16 protein-coding genes are annotated in these 16,248 nt (G+C 68.3%); 9 read left to right on the forward strand and 7 right to left on the reverse strand.

Annotated elements, in window-relative coordinates; all coding sequences use genetic code 11:
* The 6 genes from bamC to E8D38_RS02915 form a co-directional block, all read right to left on the reverse strand.
* Positions 1-1,128, reverse strand: coding sequence for an outer membrane protein assembly factor BamC (gene bamC / locus E8D38_RS02895; RefSeq protein WP_246099329.1), 1,128 nt, complete (start codon positions 1,126-1,128; stop codon positions 1-3).
* A 74-nt stretch (positions 1,129-1,202) separates the two neighbouring features.
* Positions 1,203-2,084: a 4-hydroxy-tetrahydrodipicolinate synthase gene (gene dapA, locus E8D38_RS02900; protein ID WP_140626232.1), complete on the reverse strand. Its 882-nt coding sequence runs from the start codon at positions 2,082-2,084 to the stop codon at positions 1,203-1,205.
* 62 nt (positions 2,085-2,146) lie between these two features.
* A complete protein-coding gene (locus E8D38_RS02905) occupies positions 2,147-2,698 on the reverse strand; it encodes a class I SAM-dependent methyltransferase (RefSeq protein ID WP_140626233.1) in 552 nt (183 codons plus the stop codon).
* Positions 2,695-3,501, reverse strand: coding sequence for an SDR family oxidoreductase (locus tag E8D38_RS02910; RefSeq protein ID WP_140626234.1), 807 nt, complete (start codon positions 3,499-3,501; stop codon positions 2,695-2,697). The genes E8D38_RS02905 and E8D38_RS02910 overlap by 4 nt, the downstream gene beginning before the upstream one ends.
* A complete protein-coding gene (locus E8D38_RS29255) occupies positions 3,502-3,636 on the reverse strand; it encodes a hypothetical protein (protein ID WP_281286078.1) in 135 nt (44 codons plus the stop codon). It abuts the gene before it with no gap.
* Positions 3,637-3,643: 7 nt separating this feature from the next.
* Positions 3,644-4,873, reverse strand: a complete 1,230-nt coding sequence (locus tag E8D38_RS02915) for an MFS transporter (RefSeq protein WP_140626235.1) — start codon at positions 4,871-4,873, stop codon at positions 3,644-3,646.
* Positions 4,874-4,983: 110 nt separating this feature from the next.
* On the opposite strand from E8D38_RS02915, the gene E8D38_RS02920 reads away from it, so the two are divergent.
* From E8D38_RS02920 to E8D38_RS02960, 9 genes are all read left to right on the forward strand, one after another.
* Positions 4,984-6,969 (forward strand): DNA topoisomerase IV subunit B, encoded by a 1,986-nt coding sequence (locus E8D38_RS02920; protein WP_140626236.1) that lies wholly within the window; start codon positions 4,984-4,986, stop codon positions 6,967-6,969.
* A gap of 1 nt (position 6,970) precedes the next feature.
* Positions 6,971-7,495 carry a GNAT family N-acetyltransferase gene (locus E8D38_RS02925; protein WP_140626237.1) on the forward strand — a complete coding sequence of 175 codons (525 nt, stop codon included), beginning with the start codon at positions 6,971-6,973 and terminating at the stop codon, positions 7,493-7,495.
* 12 nt (positions 7,496-7,507) lie between these two features.
* Positions 7,508-9,841, forward strand: coding sequence for a DNA topoisomerase IV subunit A (gene parC / locus E8D38_RS02930; protein WP_140626238.1), 2,334 nt, complete (start codon positions 7,508-7,510; stop codon positions 9,839-9,841).
* 95 nt (positions 9,842-9,936) lie between these two features.
* The gene (locus E8D38_RS02935; protein WP_140626239.1) at positions 9,937-10,452 is read left to right on the forward strand and encodes a hypothetical protein; all 516 of its coding nucleotides are present in this window, start codon (positions 9,937-9,939) and stop codon (positions 10,450-10,452) included.
* A gap of 51 nt (positions 10,453-10,503) precedes the next feature.
* Positions 10,504-11,622, forward strand: coding sequence for a cytochrome c oxidase subunit II (locus E8D38_RS02940; RefSeq protein WP_140626240.1), 1,119 nt, complete (start codon positions 10,504-10,506; stop codon positions 11,620-11,622).
* 11 nt (positions 11,623-11,633) lie between these two features.
* The gene (locus tag E8D38_RS02945; protein ID WP_140626241.1) at positions 11,634-13,394 is read left to right on the forward strand and encodes a cytochrome c oxidase subunit I; all 1,761 of its coding nucleotides are present in this window, start codon (positions 11,634-11,636) and stop codon (positions 13,392-13,394) included.
* Entirely contained in the window at positions 13,391-14,020 is a 630-nt protein-coding gene (locus E8D38_RS02950; protein WP_425462739.1) for a cytochrome c oxidase subunit 3 family protein, read from the forward strand. The genes E8D38_RS02945 and E8D38_RS02950 overlap by 4 nt, the downstream gene beginning before the upstream one ends.
* Entirely contained in the window at positions 14,017-14,709 is a 693-nt protein-coding gene (locus tag E8D38_RS02955) for a heme-copper oxidase subunit III family protein (protein ID WP_140626242.1), read from the forward strand. Before E8D38_RS02950 ends, E8D38_RS02955 begins: the two co-directional genes overlap by 4 nt.
* 11 nt (positions 14,710-14,720) lie before the next feature.
* Positions 14,721-15,083, forward strand: a complete 363-nt coding sequence (locus tag E8D38_RS02960) for a cytochrome C oxidase subunit IV family protein (protein ID WP_181178905.1) — start codon at positions 14,721-14,723, stop codon at positions 15,081-15,083.
* On the opposite strand, the gene E8D38_RS02965 is transcribed toward E8D38_RS02960, so the two are convergent.
* The gene (locus tag E8D38_RS02965; protein WP_140626243.1) at positions 15,076-16,248 is read right to left on the reverse strand and encodes an NAD(P)/FAD-dependent oxidoreductase; all 1,173 of its coding nucleotides are present in this window, start codon (positions 16,246-16,248) and stop codon (positions 15,076-15,078) included. The two genes, E8D38_RS02960 and E8D38_RS02965, sit on opposite strands and share 8 nt — an antisense overlap.

Here is a 16,248-nt window from a genome sequence, read left to right on the forward strand (position 1 = left end):
TCACTTCAGGTCGTCGACGAGCAGCTGCACGATGCGCTGGGCGGCGTTGCCCGACTCGGGCGAGCCCTGCGAGTTCAGCACGGCCACGGTGGTCGCATCGCCCTGGGACTTGAGTGCGATGCGGTAGCGCGTGGGCGCCGCCGACTCCTTGCTGCCGAACAGGTTGCCGAAGAAGCCTTCATCCTTCTTGGCCGGGTTCGGGTCGACGTAGCGCACGTAGTAGAGGCCCGATGCGCGATCGCGATCCTCGACGGTGAAGCCGCTGCGATCGAGCGACAGGCCAACCCGGCGCCAAGCGCGATCGAAGCCGTCATCGAGCTGCAGGGCCGCGCCGGGCTGGTCGGCCAGCACCCGGGCCTTGGGTTGCGGCGCGGGCGTGGCCAGTGCCGTCTTGGCGGCTTCTTCCTTGACGCCGAGCTTCAGCATCAGCCGCGACAGCATTTCCGATTCGAGCTGCGCGTCGGCCGGGCGCAGCTGCCAGGTGGTGCTGTCCTTCTGGGAGCCGGCGTAGACCTCTTCCATGCCTCGATGGCTCAGGTAGATCTCGCTGCCGTCGGCCGTGCGCTCCACACGCGTGCGGAAGCGGTCACGAAAGCCGGTGTCGTACAGGGAGTCGAGCACTCGACCCAGGCTGCGACGAATGAAGTCTTGCGGCAGCTTCGCGCGGTTCTCGGCCCAGTCGGTTTCCATGATGCCGGACTCGGGGCTGTCGGTCGTCAGGGTGAAGCCGCGCTCCTTCCAGAACTCCTGCAACTGCGGCCACAGCTTTTCGGGAGGCTGGCCCACCACCAGCCAGCGCTGGGCGCCTGCCCGCTCGATCCTGACGTCCCCGATCGCCTGCGGTGCCACCGTGCTGGCGGTTGCCGTGCTCGCCGATCCGGTGGCTCCGGACTGGAAAGTGCTCGCACTCACAGAGCCGCTCGCGGGCATCTGGTACTTCGGGTCGCGCGACAGTTGCGTCAGGTCGGGAGGAACGTCGAGCGAGACTGTCTTGGAGCCAGCACTGCGATAGTCGACCTTGTCGCCCTGCAGGGTTTCGTTGACGGACGAGCAGCCCGCCAGCATGGCAGCGGACACGGCCACCGGCAGCAGGCGGTTGGAAAGGCGAGAGCGAGGGAAACGTCGCACGGTAGGGTTCTCCGTAGGGCAGGAGGCAGGGGCAATTGACGGCGGTGCAGCCCGGGCCGCACCGCTGGAGCCGTTCAGAGCAGGCCCGCGTCTTTCAGGGCCTGCTCGAGTGCAGCCTGCGTGGCTGCGACCGGAGCGGTCAGCGGCAGGCGGACCGTGCCGCCGCACCGGCCCAGCCGGGCCATGGCCCATTTCACCGGGATGGGGTTGGGCTCGGTGAACAGATGCTTGTGCAGCGGCAGAAGTTTCATGTGGATCTCGCGCGCCGCCGCGGCGTTGCCCGCGATGGCCGCCATGCACAGCTCGTGCATGGCGCGGGGCGCCACGTTGGCGGTCACGCTCACATTGCCGTGGCCGCCCAGCAGCATCAGGGCGATGGCCGTCGGGTCGTCGCCCGAATAGATGGAGAAGCCCTTGGGCGCCTGCCGGATGAGCCAGGCGGCGCGGTCGAGGTTGCCGGTGGCTTCCTTGATGCCGATGATCCCGGGCACCTGCGCCAGGCGCAGCACGGTGTCGTGCTGCATGTCGGCGACCGTGCGGCCGGGCACGTTGTACAGCACCACCGGGATGTCCACCGCCTCGGCGATCGACCTGAAGTGCTGGTAGATGCCTTCCTGTGTGGGCTTGTTGTAGTAGGGCACGACCTGCAGCGTGCAGTCGGCGCCCACGCCCTTGGCGTAGCGGCTGAGCTCGATGGCTTCACGGGTCGAATTGGCGCCGGCGCCGGCCATGATGGGCACGCGGCCGGCGGCCTGCTCCACGGCCACGCGGATGATCTCGCACTGCTCTTCGACGGTGACGGTGGGCGACTCGCCGGTGGTGCCCACCACGCCGATGCAATCGGTGCCTTCGGCGATGTGCCAGTCGATCAACCGGCGCAGGGCGCCGTAGTCGACGCTGCCGTCTTCCTGCATCGGCGTGATCAACGCGACGATGCTGCCAACAATCGGTTTCATCGGGACTTCCTCGGAATCGGTGGATTCTACTCAGCCGGGCTGGTGCAGCCCCTGGGCGCGGTTCACAGCGGATAACGCACCGGCGAACGGTTCGCCGACAGCTCCCGCACGGCCGCGATGCGCTGGACGAAGCGGTCCGGCGAGGCGATGAAACCGTCCTCGTAGGCCAGCACGCGCAGGCGGCCGGCCACCGCCTCCAGCAGCTCGCCAGGCTGCAGCAGGAAGTCCGGGCGCGACGGACGGCCCACCGTTTCGTTGCCCACGGCGAAGGTCTCGTAGATCAGCACGCCGCCGGGGGCCACGCTGGCCACCACCTGGGGCATCAGCGGCCGCCACAGGTAGTTGGTGACGACCACGCCGTCGAACTGGCGACCGTCGAGCGGCCAGGGCCCTTCCTCGATGTCGGCCAGCACCACCTCGGCCACGCTCCGCAGCCCGGCCACCGCCTCGGCGTCGCGGTCCACCGCGGTGACGCGGCAGCCGCGCTCGGCCAGCCAGCGCGTGTGGCGGCCCCAGCCGCAAGCCAGGTCGAGCACCGGCGCGTCCTTCGGCAGCAGCCCGGCCCAGCGCTCCACCCACGGCGAGGGCCGCTGCCCTGCATGCGGCCCGTTCATTGCGGGCGCGCCTCCTTGTTGAGCGCGGCCAGCGCCATCGCGTCGACGCGTTGCGGCACCAGCAGCTTGAGCCAGCGGCCGAGCTTGCCCTTGGTGCTCATGACGACATCGCGCTGTCGACGCTCCATGCCTTCGATGATGAGCCGCACGCATTCCTCGACCGACATGGCGTCCGACTCGTCGAGCCCGCTCTTGCCGGCAGGCTGGCCGCCGGCGTTGAAGCCCCGGTAGCGGATCTCGGTGGCCACCACGCCGGGATAGGCGATGGTGACTCCTACGCCATGGGAGGCGAGTTCGACGCGCAGCGCCTCGAAGAAGCCGGTCATGGCGAACTTGGTCGCGCAGTAGGCCGTGCGGCCGGGCACACCGATCAGCCCCGCCAGGCTGGACACCGCGACGATGCGACCCTTGCTGGCCTTGAGGTAGGGCAGTGCCGCATGGGTGCACCACACGCTGCCCCAGAGATTGATGCGCATGAGCTGCTCGTACCAGGCCAGGTCGGCCACGTCCTCGAGTAGCGCATGGGCCGACATGCCGGCGTTGTTGACCAGCACGTCGATGCGGTCGAAGCGGCTGAATGCCGCGTCGATCAGCGCCTTGCAGTCGTCCTGCACCGACACGTCGGTCCGCTGCGCCAGGACCTGGCTGCCATGTGCGCGGCAGTCGGCGGCCACCTGTTCCAGCTTGTCGGCGCTGCGGGCGGCCAGCACCAGGGCCAGCTGGTCCTGGTGCCGGCGGGCGAGTTCGCGCGCCAGTTCGGCACCGATGCCGTCGGAGGCACCGGTGATCACCATCACATTCATCTAGAAGCAGCTCCAAACGCGGTTGGCGAGGTCCACCAACAGCGCGGGCTGCAGGTAGGCGAAGAACACCGCGCCCAGGGCCAGCCCGACGGCAGCCCAGGCCGCGACGTGCTTTGCGAGGGAGGGGATGTTCATCGCCCGATCATGCCGCGACCGGCGCGGTGCGCTGGATGGCGGTTTCCCGCACCGGCAGGTTCACCAGCGCCGCGAACACGCCCAGCGCGATGGCGATGTACCAGACGATGTCGTAGCTGCCGGTCGTGTCGTACAGCTTGCCGCCCAGCCACACCCCGAGGAAGCTGCCGATCTGGTGGCTGAAGAACACGAAGCCGCCCAGCATCGACAGGTACTGCACCCCGAAGATCTGCGCCACCACGGCATTGGTGGGCGGCACGGTGGACAGCCACAGCACGCCCATCACCGACGAGAAGATGTACACGCTCATGGGCGTGAGCGGCGCCAGCAGGAAGGCCACGATGGCGATCGAGCGCAGCAGGTAGATGGCGCTCAGGATGTGGCGCTTGGCGAGCCGCTGGCCCAGCACGCCGGCGGCGTAGGTGCCGAACACGTTGAACAGGCCGATCAGCGCGAGCGCGGTGGTCGCCACGTCCGGCGTGAGCCCCTTGTCCTTCAGGTAGCTCGGCATGTGCACGCCGATGAACACCACCTGGAAGCCGCAGACGAAGTAGCCCGCCATCAGCAACTGGAAGCTGGGGTAGGCGAAGGCTTCGCGCAGCGCCTGCCCGATGCTCTGGTGGTGGCCATGGGCGCCGGCCGCCGCACGCGGCTCCCTGAGGCCGAGGGCGAGCGGCGCGATGGCCAGGGCCAGGCAGCCCAGGATGAACAGTGCCTGCTGCCAGCCCATGCTGTCGATCAGCCAGTTCTCGACCGGCACCATGAGGAACTGGCCGAACGAGCCGGCCGCCGCGGCCACGCCCATGGCCCACGAGCGCTTCTCGGGAGCCACGTTGCGGCCGATCACGCCGTAGATGACCGCATAGGTGGTGCCGGCCTGCGCCATGCCCAGCAGCAGCCCCGCGCTGCCGGTGAAGGCGAGGCCCGAGGTCGCCAGCCCCATCAGCACCAGGCCCACGGCATACAGCACGCTGCCCGCGACCAGCACCTTGAAGGCGCCGAAGCGGTCGGCCAGCATGCCGGCGAAGGGGCCGCTGATGCCCCACATGAGGTTCTGCACCGCGATGGCGAACGCGAAGGTCTCGCGGCTCCAGCCGCGCTCCATCGTGATCGGCTGCAGCCAGAGTCCGAAACCGTGGCGGATGCCCATCGACAGGGTGACGATGAAGGCGCCGCACAGCAGCACCTGGGTCATCGACAGCCGGGCAGGCGTGGCGGGGGTGGGGGTCGAAGTCATCGGCGGAATGTAACGGCGGGCTTCAAGCCCCAGTTGGCGTGGGGCGACTCGACTCGCCGCGCCGGCCGGCCGTACGGGGGGCGGCGAACAGGCTCCTAGAATCCGCCGCCATGGCAAGCAGCAACAAACCCAGTTCAACGGCTTCGTACGGCGAGGCGTCGATCCGCGTGCTCAAGGGCCTGGAGCCTGTGAAGCAGCGGCCGGGCATGTACACCCGAACCGACAACCCGCTGCACATCATTCAGGAAGTGATCGACAACGCGGCCGACGAGGCGCTGGCCGGTCATGGCAAGCGCATCGCGGTGACGCAGCACACCGACGGCTCGGTGAGCGTGGACGACGACGGCCGCGGCATCCCGTTCGGCCTGCACCCCGAAGAGAAGGTGCCGGTGCTGGAGATCGTCTACACCCGGCTGCATGCCGGCGGCAAGTTCGACAAGGGCGCCGGCGGTGCCTACAGCTTCTCGGGCGGCCTGCACGGCGTGGGCGTGTCGGTGACCAATGCGCTGGCGAAGCGGCTGCAGGTCACGGTGTTCCGCGAGGGGCAGGTGGCGCAGCTGGTGTTCAGCGGCGGCGACGTGATCGAGCCGCTCACCAAGCGCCGCGCCACGGCAGAAGACCGCAAGCAGGGCACCAGCGTGCGCGTGTGGCCCGACGCGAAGTATTTCGAAAGCGCCGAGCTGCCCCGCAACGAGCTGGTGCACCTGCTGCGTAGCAAGGCGGTGCTGATGCCCGGCGTGACGGTCACGCTCACGCACGAGAAGTCCGGCGAGACCCAGACCTGGCTCTACAAGGGCGGCCTGCGCGACTACCTGATGCAGACGCTGGTGGCCGACCCGGTGATCCCGCTGTTCGAAGGCGAGCACTATGCCGAGGAAGGCGAGACCGAGAACTTCGCCGAAGGCGAGGGCGCGGCCTGGTGCGTGGCCTTCACCGAGGAAGGCAATGCGGTGCGCGAAAGCTATGTGAACCTCATCCCCACCGTGGCCGGCGGCACCCACGAGGCGGGCCTGAAGGACGGCCTGTTCGGCGCGGTGAAGGGATTCATCGACATGCACAGCCTGCTGCCCAAGGGCGTGAAGCTGATGCCCGAAGACGTGTTCTCACGCGCCAACTTCGTGCTGAGCGCCAAGGTGCTGGACCCGCAGTTCCAGGGGCAGACCAAGGAGCGGCTGAACAGCCGCGACGCGCTGCGGCTCGTGTCCACCTATGTGAAGCCGGCGCTGGAGCTGTGGCTCAACCAGCATGTGGACCAGGGCCGCAAGCTGGCCGAGCTGGTGATCAGACAGGCCCAGGCGCGGCAGAAGGCCGGCCAGAAGGTCGAGAAGAAGAAGGGCTCCGGCGTGGCGGTGCTGCCCGGCAAGCTGACCGACTGCGAAAGCCGCGACGTGTCGCTCAACGAGCTGTTCCTGGTGGAAGGCGACTCGGCCGGCGGCAGCGCCAAGATGGGCCGCGACAAGGAAACCCAGGCCATCCTGCCGCTGCGCGGCAAGGTGCTCAATTCGTGGGAGGTGGAGCGCGACCGCCTGTTCGCCAACAACGAGATCCACGACATCGCGGTGGCGGTGGGGGTGGACCCGCACGGCCCGGGCGACGAGCCCGACATGTCGGGCCTGCGCTACGGCAAGGTCTGCATCCTGTCGGACGCCGACGTGGACGGCTCGCACATCCAGGTGCTGCTGCTCACCCTGTTCTTCCGCCATTTCCCCAAGCTCATCGAAAAGGGCCACGTCTACGTGGCCAAGCCGCCGCTGTTCCGGGTGGATGCGCCGGCGCGCGGCAAGAAGCCCGCGGCCAAGATCTATGCGCTCGACGAAGGCGAGCTCACCGCCACGCTGGACAAGCTGCGCAAGGAAGGCGCCCGCGAAGGCTCCTGGACGATCAGCCGCTTCAAGGGCCTGGGCGAAATGAACGCCGAGCAGCTTTGGGACACCACCCTGAATCCGGACACCCGCCGCCTGCTGCAGGTGGCCTACGGCGCGCTGGACTTCGGTGCGACCGAAGGCTCGTTCAACAAGCTCATGGGCAAGGGCGAGGCGGCATCGCGCCGCGAGCTGATGGAAATCCACGGCGACGCGGTCGAGGTGGACGTCTGACATGGCGGTCGTCGCGTCACAGGTGCGGCTGCGGCCCACCATGCTCTCCGACCTCGACTTCGTGACCTCGGTCGAGCAGGACCAGCAGAACCGCCCGTTCATCACGCCGTGGGAGCGCACCCAGCACGAGGGGGCGGTGCGCTTCCCGGACTTCCGCCATTTCATCGTCGAGGCCGGCGCGGGCACCGAGCCGGCCGGCTTCGTGATCCTGCAGGGCTGCCGCAACCCGAACGCCTCGGTGGAGTTGAAGCGCATCGTGCTGCAGCCCAAGGGGCGGGGCCTGGGCCGCGCCTGCGTGCGGCTGCTCAAGCAGATGGCCTTTCGCGACCTCCACGCGCATCGCTTCTGGCTCGACGTGAAGACGCTCAACACGCGGGCCCAGGCGCTGTATGCCAGCGAAGGGTTCGTCGAGGAAGGGCGGCTGCGCGAAAGCGTGCGCGCAGGCGACGGCTGGGACTCGCTGATCGTGATGTCCATGCTCGACCGTGAATACCAGGCCCGCGTGGCGCTGGGCGAAGAACTTTGAACTGCAATGGCAATGGACCAGACGACGATCGACTTCAACGACAACACCGGTGACGGCGGCGACGGCAGCAGCGCCGATTCACTGACGCTGGCCCACTACGCCGAACGCGCCTATCTCGAATATGCGCTGTCGGTGGTGAAGGGCCGTGCGCTGCCCGACGTGTGCGACGGCCAGAAGCCGGTTCAGCGCCGCATCCTGTACGCGATGGACCGCATGGGGCTGTCGTTCACCACGGCGGCCGGACCCAAGGCGGTGAAGAGCGCCCGGGTGGTGGGCGACGTGCTGGGCCGCTTCCACCCGCACGGCGACCAGGCCGCGTACGACGCGCTGGTGCGCATGGCGCAGGACTTCTCTCAGCGCTACCCGCTCATCGACGGGCAGGGCAACTTCGGCAGCCGCGACGGCGACGGCGCGGCCGCGATGCGCTACACCGAGGCCCGGCTCGCGCCGATCGCCCGGCTGCTGCTCGACGAGATCGACGAAGGCACGGTCGACTTCGTGCCCAACTACGACGGCTCCACCGAGGAGCCCCGGCAGCTGCCGGCGCGCCTGCCGTTCGTGCTGCTCAACGGCGCCTCCGGCATCGCCGTGGGCCTGGCCACCGAAGTGCCGAGCCACAACCTGCGCGAGGTGGCGGCCGCGGCGGTGGCCCTGCTGAAGAACGACAAGCTCACCGACGACGAGCTGTTCGAGCTGCTGCCCGGCCCCGACTTCCCCGGCGGCGGCCAGATCATCAGTGCCGAGGCCGACATCCGCGAGGCCTATGCCAGCGGTCGCGGCAGCCTGAAGGTGCGTGCGCGCTGGAAGATCGAGGACCTGGCGCGCGGCCAGTGGCAGTTGGTGGTCACCGAGCTGCCGCCCGGCACCAGCGCCCAGAAGGTGCTCGAGGAGATCGAGGAACTCACCAACCCGAAGATCAAGGCCGGCAAGAAGGCGCTCACCGCCGAGCAGACGCAGCTGAAGGCCACGGTGCTGTCGGTGCTCGACGCAGCGCGCGACGAGTCGAACAAGGACGCGCCGGTGCGCCTCGTGTTCGAGCCCAAGAGCCGCACCATCGGTCAGCAGGAGCTCATCAACACGCTGCTGGCGCAGACCAGCCTCGAAAGCTCTGCGCCGGTCAACCTCACCATGGTGGGCGCCGACGGCCGGCCCACGCAGAAGAGCCTGCGCCAGGTGCTGGCCGAGTGGATCGACTTCCGCCTGGGCATCGTGCAGCGGCGCACGCAGCACCGCCTCACCAAGGTGCTCGACCGCATCCATGTGCTCGAGGGCCGGCAGCTGGTGCTGCTCAACATCGACGAGGTCATCCGCATCATCCGCAATGCGGACGAGCCCAAGGCCGCGCTGATCGAGCGCTTCAAGCTCAGCGAGCGGCAGGCCGACGACATCCTGGAAATCCGGCTGCGCCAGCTGGCGCGGCTCGAGGCCATCAAGATCGAGCAGGAGCTGAAGGAGCTGCGTGCCGAGCAGGGCAGGCTCGAGGACATCCTCGGCAGCCCGGCAAGCCTCAAGCGGACGGTGGTCAAGGAGATCGAGGCCGATGCGAAGCAGTTCGGCGACGAGCGCCGCACGCTGATCCAGGCCGAGAAGAAGGCCGTGGTCGAGGTGAAGATCGTCGACGAACCGGTGACGGTGGTGGTGAGCCAGAAGGGCTGGGTGCGCGCCCGCACCGGCCACGGCCACGATGCCGCCTCGTTCGCCTTCAAGGCCGGCGACGGCCTGTACGGCACCTTCGAATGCCGCACCGTCGACATGCTGCTGGCCTTCGGCTCGAACGGCCGCGTCTACAGCGTGCCGGTGGCCAGCCTGCCCGGCGCGCGCGGCGACGGACAGCCGCTCACCACGATGGTCGAACTCGAAAGCGGCACCACCATCGCGCACTACGTGGCCGGGCCGGCCGACACCACGCTGCTGCTGTCCAACACCGGCGGCTTCGGCCTGCTGGCCAAGCTGGGCGACATGCAAAGCCGCCAGAAAGGCGGCAAGAGCTTCCTGAGCCTCGAGGCCGGCGACAAGCTGCTGCCGCCTGCGCCGGTGGGCCCGGAGCACAAGCAGGTGGCCTGCCTGAGCCTGTCGGGACGGCTGCTGGTGTTTGCGCTCGACGAGTTGAAGCTGCAGCCCAACGGCGGGCGCGGCCTCACGCTGATGGACGTGGACGCCAAGGACCCGCTGGTGTCGGTGACGACGGCGGCCTCCGCCATCAAGGTCTACGGCACGGGGCGCGGCGGCAAGCCCAAGGACGAAGAGCTCAAGGGCGCCGGGCTGGCGGTCTACGCCGGCAAGCGCGCGCGCAAGGGCAAGGTGCTCGACGCCGGCATGAAGCCGCACCGTGTAGTCCCTGTCTGACAGCAGCCGGGGGTATCCCCCCGGACTGCCCCGCTTTGCACGCAGCAGCGCGAGGTCTACACTCGGCGCGCCAAGTCGCTCTCATGGAGGTGACCATGGAACTGCGCATGCATCCGCATGACTGGGAACGCCGCCTGCCGGACTGGCTCGCGGCGACGGTGGCAGGCTTTGCCGCGGGCGCCGCGGTGATGGTGCTGGAGCTCTTCTGGGCCACCACCATCGACGGCCACCCGCTCGACCTGTCCCGCATGATCGCCGCCCTGGCGATGGGCCCCGACGCCCTGCAACCCACCAGCAGCGCGATCACCGTCATGGCGGTGGCGCTCATCACCCACTATGTGCTCGGCATCGTGTTCGCGGTGCTGCTGGCGGCGGTGGTGCTGGCGCCGTTCCATTGCGATTCGAGCCTGGGCGTGGCCATGCTGGCCGGCGCGATGTTCGGCGCCGTGCTGTACCTCGTCAACTTCTACGGCATGGTGCAGATCTTCCAATGGAGCTGGCTCCAGGATCTGCGAGGCTGGGCGACCTTCATCGTCCATGTGCTGTTCGGCATCATCGCCGCGGGGCTGTACTGGAAGTTCGAACGCGAAGAACCCGCGGATCGTGCGTAGCCCACGGGCCCGCGCAGCCTGAGGCGGGCCCGATCACGAGAAGGGAGTGGTATGGCCATTGCCATCGCGCTCGTCTTGATCGTCGTCGCCTCGGTGCTGTTCCACTTCGTCAGCCCGTGGTGGCTCACGCCGCTCGCCTCCAACTGGGGGCAGATGGACGACACGCTTACGATCACCATCGTCATCACCGGCATCTTCTTCGTCGTCATCAACCTGTTCGTCGTCTACACGCTGGTGCGCTTCCGGCACCGCGCCGACGGCCAGCGTGCCGACTACACGCCCGACAACCGCAAGCTCGAGTACGGGCTGATCGGCGTCACCACCGTGGGCATCGTGCTGCTGCTGGCGCCCGGCCTGGTGGTGTATGCCGACTACGTGCGCCCGCCCAAGGACGCGATGGTGCTCGAAGTGGTGGGCAACCAGTGGCAATGGCGCTTCCGCCTGCCGGGCGAGTCCGGCAAGCTGGGCGGCAGCGATGCACGCTTCGTCAACGCGAGCAACCCGCTCGGGCTCGACCCGGACGACCCGGCTGCGCAGGACAACGTCGTCGTGCTGGGCAACGAGGTCTATCTGCCTCTGAACCGCCCGGTCAAGGTGGTGGCGCGTTCGCACGACGTGCTGCACGACTTCTTCGTGCCCAACTTCCGCGCGCGCATGAACATCGTGCCCGGCATGGTGAGTTCGTTCTGGTTCACGCCCACGCAGAAGGGCCGCTTCGAAGCGATGTGCGCGCAGCTGTGCGGGGTGGGGCATCCCAACATGCACGGCTACGTGATGGTGGTCGACGAGCCCGAGTTCAATGCCTGGGTGAAGAAGCAGCCCACCTTCGCGCAGTCGCTGGCGGCCGCGCGCAAGGCAGCGCCGGAAGCCGGCTCCGCGGCGGCACACGGGCGCGAGCTCGCACAGTCCAATGGCTGCGTGGCCTGCCACTCCATCGATGGCTCCGCGAGTGCGGGGCCCACCTGGAAGGGCCTCTTCGGCAAGACCGAATCGCTGGCCGACGGCTCCAGCGTGGCGGTCGACGAGGCCTATCTCGCACGTGCCATCCGGCAGCCCAACGCCGAGGTCGTCAAGGGCTTCCCGGCCATCATGCCGCCGTCGAACATGAGCGATGCCGACGTGGCCGCCGTCACCGCCTACATCAAGTCGCTCGGCGGCCCCACACAGTGAGGGATCCACGCATGGCCTACGCTGAACACGCGCACGACCACGGCCCGCAAAGCTTCTGGACCAGGTACGTCTGGAGCCAGGACCACAAGGTGATCGCCGTGCAGTACGCGGGCACCGCCATCTTCGTCGGCCTCATCGGGCTGGTGCTGTCGAACCTGATGCGGCTGCAGCTCGGCTACCCCGGCTCGTTCGAGTTCATCAATGCCGAGCGCTACTACCAGTACGTGACCATGCACGGGATGATCATGGTGATCTACCTGCTCACGGCGCTGTTCCTCGGCGGCTTCGGCAACTACATGATCCCGCTCATGATCGGCGCGCGGGACATGGTGTTCCCGTTCATGAACATGCTGAGCTACTGGGTCTACCTGCTGTCGGTGGTGGTGCTGCTGGCGAGCTTCTTCGCGCCGGGCGGGCCCACCGGCGCGGGCTGGACGCTGTATCCGCCGCAGGCGATATTGCCCGGAACGCCCGGTCATGACTGGGGCATCATCCTCATGCTCGTGTCGCTGGTGATCTTCATCGTCGCCACCACGATGGGCGGCCTCAACTACGTGACCACCGTGCTGCAGGCACGCTGCGAAGGCATGACGCTGCTGCGCATGCCGCTCACCGTGTGGGGCATCTTCGTGGCCACCATCCTCGCGCTGCTGGCGTTCCCGGCGCTGTTCGTCTCGGGCGTGATGATGCTGCTCGACAAGACGCTGGGCACCAGCTTCTTCATGCCGGCGCTGGTGTCGATGGGGCAGGTGACCGACTACAAGGGCGGCAGCCCGCTGCTCTTCCAGCACCTGTTCTGGTTCTTCGGGCATCCGGAGGTCTACATCGTCGCGCTGCCGGCCTTCGGCATCGTGTCCGACCTCATCAGCGTGCATGCGCGCAAGGCCATCTTCGGCTACCGCACCATGGTGTGGGCCATCGTGGTGATCGGCGGCCTCAGCTTCGTGGTGTGGGCCCACCACATGTTCGTGGCCGGCATGAACCCCTGGTTCGGCTTCTTCTTCGCCACCAGCACGCTCATCATCGCGGTGCCCACGGCCATCAAGGTCTACAACTGGGTGCTCACGCTGTGGCGCGGCGACATCCACCTGTCGGTGCCCATGCTCTTCACGCTGGCCTTCATGCTGACCTTCCTGTCGGGCGGGCTGACGGGCCTGTTCCTCGGCAACGTGAGCGTGGACATTCCGCTGTCGGGCACCTATTTCGTCGTGGCGCACTTCCACATGGTCATGGGCGTGGCGCCGCTGCTGGTGGTGTTCGGCGCGATCTACCACTGGTATCCCAAGATCACCGGCCGCATGTTCGACGAACGGTTGGGCCAGCTGCACTTCTGGACCACCTTCATCGGCACCTACGCGATCTTCTTCCCGATGCACTACCTGGGCGTGCTCGGCATGCCCAGGCGTTACCACACCTTCGACAACTACCAGTTCATCCCGGCGTCGGCGCATGCGCTCAACCAGTTCATCACCGTGGTCGCCCTCATCGTCGGCGCGATGCAGCTGGTGTTCCTGTGGAACCTCATATCGAGCGTGTGGCGCGGCAGGGTGGCCGACCCCAACCCCTGGCGTGCCGCGTCGCTGGAGTGGTTCACGCCTGACACGCCGCCGGGCCACGGCAACTGGGGCGAGCGGATGCCGGTGGTGTACCGCTGGGCCTACGCCTACAACATGCCCGATGCGAAGGACGACTTCGTCGCGCAGAACGCACCGCCCGAAGCGGGTGGCCACGAGCCCGAGGAACAGCATGCGGGCAAGGGGGTGCCGGCATGAACACCACCACCACCGTCGGCATGCCGCCACCGATCGGCGCAGCGCTGCGTCCGGCGCCGCACGCCGGCAGCATCGGCCTGTGGGCCTTCATCGGCGTGGCGAGCGCACTGTTCGCGCTGTTCATCACCGCCTACGCGATGCGCATGCAAAGCGGCGACTGGGTGCAGATCGCCATGCCTTGGCAGCTGTGGCTGAGCAGCGCGGTGCTGGTGGCAGGCAGCGCGCTGCTGCACCTGGCCGGCCGCGCCGCCCGTCAGAGCCGGTGGAGCGGTGCCCGCGCGCTGCTGCTCGCCGGAGGCCTGTGCGCGCTGGCCTTCGTCTGCGTGCAGCTGTGGGCCTGGCAGGCGCTGCAGTCGGCGCGGGTCAGCCCCTCCGGCAACCCCTCCGCGAGCTTCTTCTACCTGCTCACCGCGATGCACGGGCTGCACGTCCTCGGAGGGCTGGCGGCCTGGGGCAAAACGCTGCGCCGCTTCCAGCCCGATAGCGACGGCACCGGGCGCGCCATCGCGCTGTGCGCGCGCTACTGGCACTTCCTGCTGGCCGTGTGGGCGGTGCTGTTCGCAGCACTGGGCTGGCTCACGCCCGAGATCGTGGCCTACATCTGCGGCACGGAGGTCCCGAAATGAGCGCAACCATGCCCGTGCCGCCCGCAGCGCAGATCGCCCCCGCGCCCGGCCTCAGAGGCCTGATCGCCGACTGGTCGTCCGACCAGCAGGCCTTCCACGTCTCGTGGGGCAAGGCGATGATGTGGATCTTCCTGCTCAGCGACACCTTCATCTTCGGCACCTTCCTGACCGGCTACATGTCGGTGCGGTCCGCCACCACGGTGCCCTGGCCCAACCCGAGCGAGGTGTTTGCGCTGCACGTGGGCGGCAGCAACGTGCCGCTGCTGCTCATCGCCATCATGACCTTCGTGCTCATCACCAGCAGCGGCACGATGGCCATGGCGGTCAACTGCGCCTATCGCCGCGACCGGGCCAACGCCGCCGCGCTGATGGTGGCGACTGCCGCCTTCGGCGAGGTGTTCGTGGCCATGCAGGCTTTCGAATGGTCGAAGCTCATCATGGAGGGCGTGCGGCCCTGGGGCAACCCGATGGGGGCGGCCCAGTTCGGCTCGACCTTCTTCATGATCACCGGCTTCCACGGCCTGCACGTGACCTGCGGGGTCATCTACCTGCTGGTCGTGGCATGGAAGGTCTGGCGCGGCGACTACGAAAAGACAGGCAACTACCAGATCGTCGAGATCGCCGGCCTGTACTGGCACTTCGTCGACCTGGTGTGGGTGTTCATCTTCGCGTTCTTCTACCTGTGGTGAGGTGCATCGCCATGAACCATTCGGTCACCACGCAAGCCTCCGGCGCCGCGCAGCACGAAGAACAGGCCGAGCAGCACCAGCAGCACCCGGTCGGGCTGTACCTCAAGATCTGGCTGCTGCTGTTCGTGCTCAGCACGCTGTCCTATCTGGTGGACTACTTCCACTTCCAGGGCCTGCTGCGCTGGAGCCTCATCATCGTCTTCATGCTGCTGAAGGCCGGCCTCATCGTCGCGGTGTTCATGCACATGGCCTGGGAGCGGCTGTCGCTCGTCTACGCCATCCTGGTGCCGCCGCTGGCGCTGCTGGTGCTGGTGGGGCTGATGTGGGCCGAGGCCGACTACACCTTCCTGACGCGGCTGCTGTTCTTCAGATGACGTTGCGCTCCAGGTAGGGCGCATTGCGCCGCCAGCGGTCCATGTGCAGAGGCGACAGGTCCAGTGCTTCGTAGCGCCCGTGCAGCAGCCACTCGGCCACGCCGCGCCCGGCGGCCGGCGCATGCTGCAGCCCGTGGCCCGAGAAGCCGTTGGCCTGCACGAAGTTCGCGATGTCCGGGTGCGGTCCGATCCATGCGTTGTGGTCGAACGGGTTCACCTCGTAGTAGCCCGCCCAGGCGCGCTGCACGCGCAGCGCCTCGAAGGCCGGCACGCGTGCGGCCAGGGCCGGCCACAGCACGTCCTCGAAAAGGGTGAGATCGGCATCGAGCGGCAGGTCGTCGGGGTCTTCCTGGCCGGCGCCGGGCGACCAGCCGGCGATGAAGCCCGCACCTTCACTGCGGAACCACACGCCGCTCGGGTCGATGACCAGCGGCGTGCGCGGCAGGGGCGTGGGGCAGCCGAGCGCAAACACGGTGCGGCGGCGCGCGAACACTGGCACCTCGACGCCGCACATCGATGCCGCTTCGCGCGCCCAGGGACCTGCGGCGTTGACGAAGGCGTCGGCCTCGAGGACGGTGCCGTCGTCCAGCTGTGCCGAAGTGAGCCGGTCGCCGCTGCGCCGCAGGCCGGTCACCGCCGCCTGGCGGTATTGCGCACCGAGCGACACCGCCTTGCGGCGCAGCGCGCGCGCGAAGGAATAGCCGTCGAACCAGCCCTCATGCGACAGGCCCAGCGTCGCCGCTGCCAGCCCCTCGGCCGAGAGCCAGGGAAACCGGGGGGCCAGCGCGCCCGGTTCGAGCCACAGCACGTCGGCACCGGCACGGGTCTGCACTGCATGGTTGGCTGCGAGGGTGGCCTTGCCGCCTTCGGTGGCCAGGAAGAGGTAGCCCGAAGGCACGAAGTCCAGCTCGACCGGCTCGCCGTCCACCGAGAGCCATTCGTCCGCTGCGCTGCCGATCACCTCGAAGCCGAAGCGCGACATCGCGATGTTGAGTGGCGTCGAGAACTGCTGCCGGATGGAGCCGGCCGACAGGGCCGACGACGCGCGGGCGTAGGTGCTGTCGCGCTCGACGACCTGCACGTCGACCCGGGCGCCGCCCAGGCGCTTGAGGAAGAGGGCGGTGGCCGAGCCGATGGCGCCGCCGCCGATGATGAGGATGCGCAT

This window comes from Methylibium rhizosphaerae (assembly GCF_006386545.1).
GTDB lineage: Bacteria > Pseudomonadota > Gammaproteobacteria > Burkholderiales > Burkholderiaceae_C > Pseudorivibacter > Pseudorivibacter rhizosphaerae.

Excerpts from the sequence above, each read along its gene's own strand:
- E8D38_RS02915 (WP_140626235.1), bottom strand. The coding sequence starts at position 4,873 with ATGACTTCGACCCCCACCCCCGCCACGCCTGCCCGGCTGTCGATGACC.
- dapA (WP_140626232.1), bottom strand. The coding sequence starts at position 2,084 with ATGAAACCGATTGTTGGCAGCATCGTCGCGTTGATCACGCCGATGCAG.
- E8D38_RS02940 (WP_140626240.1), top strand. The coding sequence starts at position 10,504 with ATGGCCATTGCCATCGCGCTCGTCTTGATCGTCGTCGCCTCGGTGCTG.
- E8D38_RS02965 (WP_140626243.1), bottom strand. The coding sequence starts at position 16,248 with ATGCGCATCCTCATCATCGGCGGCGGCGCCATCGGCTCGGCCACCGCC.
- E8D38_RS02935 (WP_140626239.1), top strand. The coding sequence starts at position 9,937 with ATGGAACTGCGCATGCATCCGCATGACTGGGAACGCCGCCTGCCGGAC.
- E8D38_RS02955 (WP_140626242.1), top strand. The coding sequence starts at position 14,017 with ATGAGCGCAACCATGCCCGTGCCGCCCGCAGCGCAGATCGCCCCCGCG.
- E8D38_RS02960 (WP_181178905.1), top strand. The coding sequence starts at position 14,721 with ATGAACCATTCGGTCACCACGCAAGCCTCCGGCGCCGCGCAGCACGAA.
- E8D38_RS02945 (WP_140626241.1), top strand. The coding sequence starts at position 11,634 with ATGGCCTACGCTGAACACGCGCACGACCACGGCCCGCAAAGCTTCTGG.
- E8D38_RS02910 (WP_140626234.1), bottom strand. The coding sequence starts at position 3,501 with ATGAATGTGATGGTGATCACCGGTGCCTCCGACGGCATCGGTGCCGAA.
- parC (WP_140626238.1), top strand. The coding sequence starts at position 7,508 with ATGGACCAGACGACGATCGACTTCAACGACAACACCGGTGACGGCGGC.
- E8D38_RS02950 (WP_425462739.1), top strand. The coding sequence starts at position 13,391 with ATGAACACCACCACCACCGTCGGCATGCCGCCACCGATCGGCGCAGCG.
- E8D38_RS02905 (WP_140626233.1), bottom strand. The coding sequence starts at position 2,698 with ATGAACGGGCCGCATGCAGGGCAGCGGCCCTCGCCGTGGGTGGAGCGC.
- E8D38_RS29255 (WP_281286078.1), bottom strand. The coding sequence starts at position 3,636 with ATGAACATCCCCTCCCTCGCAAAGCACGTCGCGGCCTGGGCTGCCGTC.
- E8D38_RS02920 (WP_140626236.1), top strand. The coding sequence starts at position 4,984 with ATGGCAAGCAGCAACAAACCCAGTTCAACGGCTTCGTACGGCGAGGCG.
- E8D38_RS02925 (WP_140626237.1), top strand. The coding sequence starts at position 6,971 with ATGGCGGTCGTCGCGTCACAGGTGCGGCTGCGGCCCACCATGCTCTCC.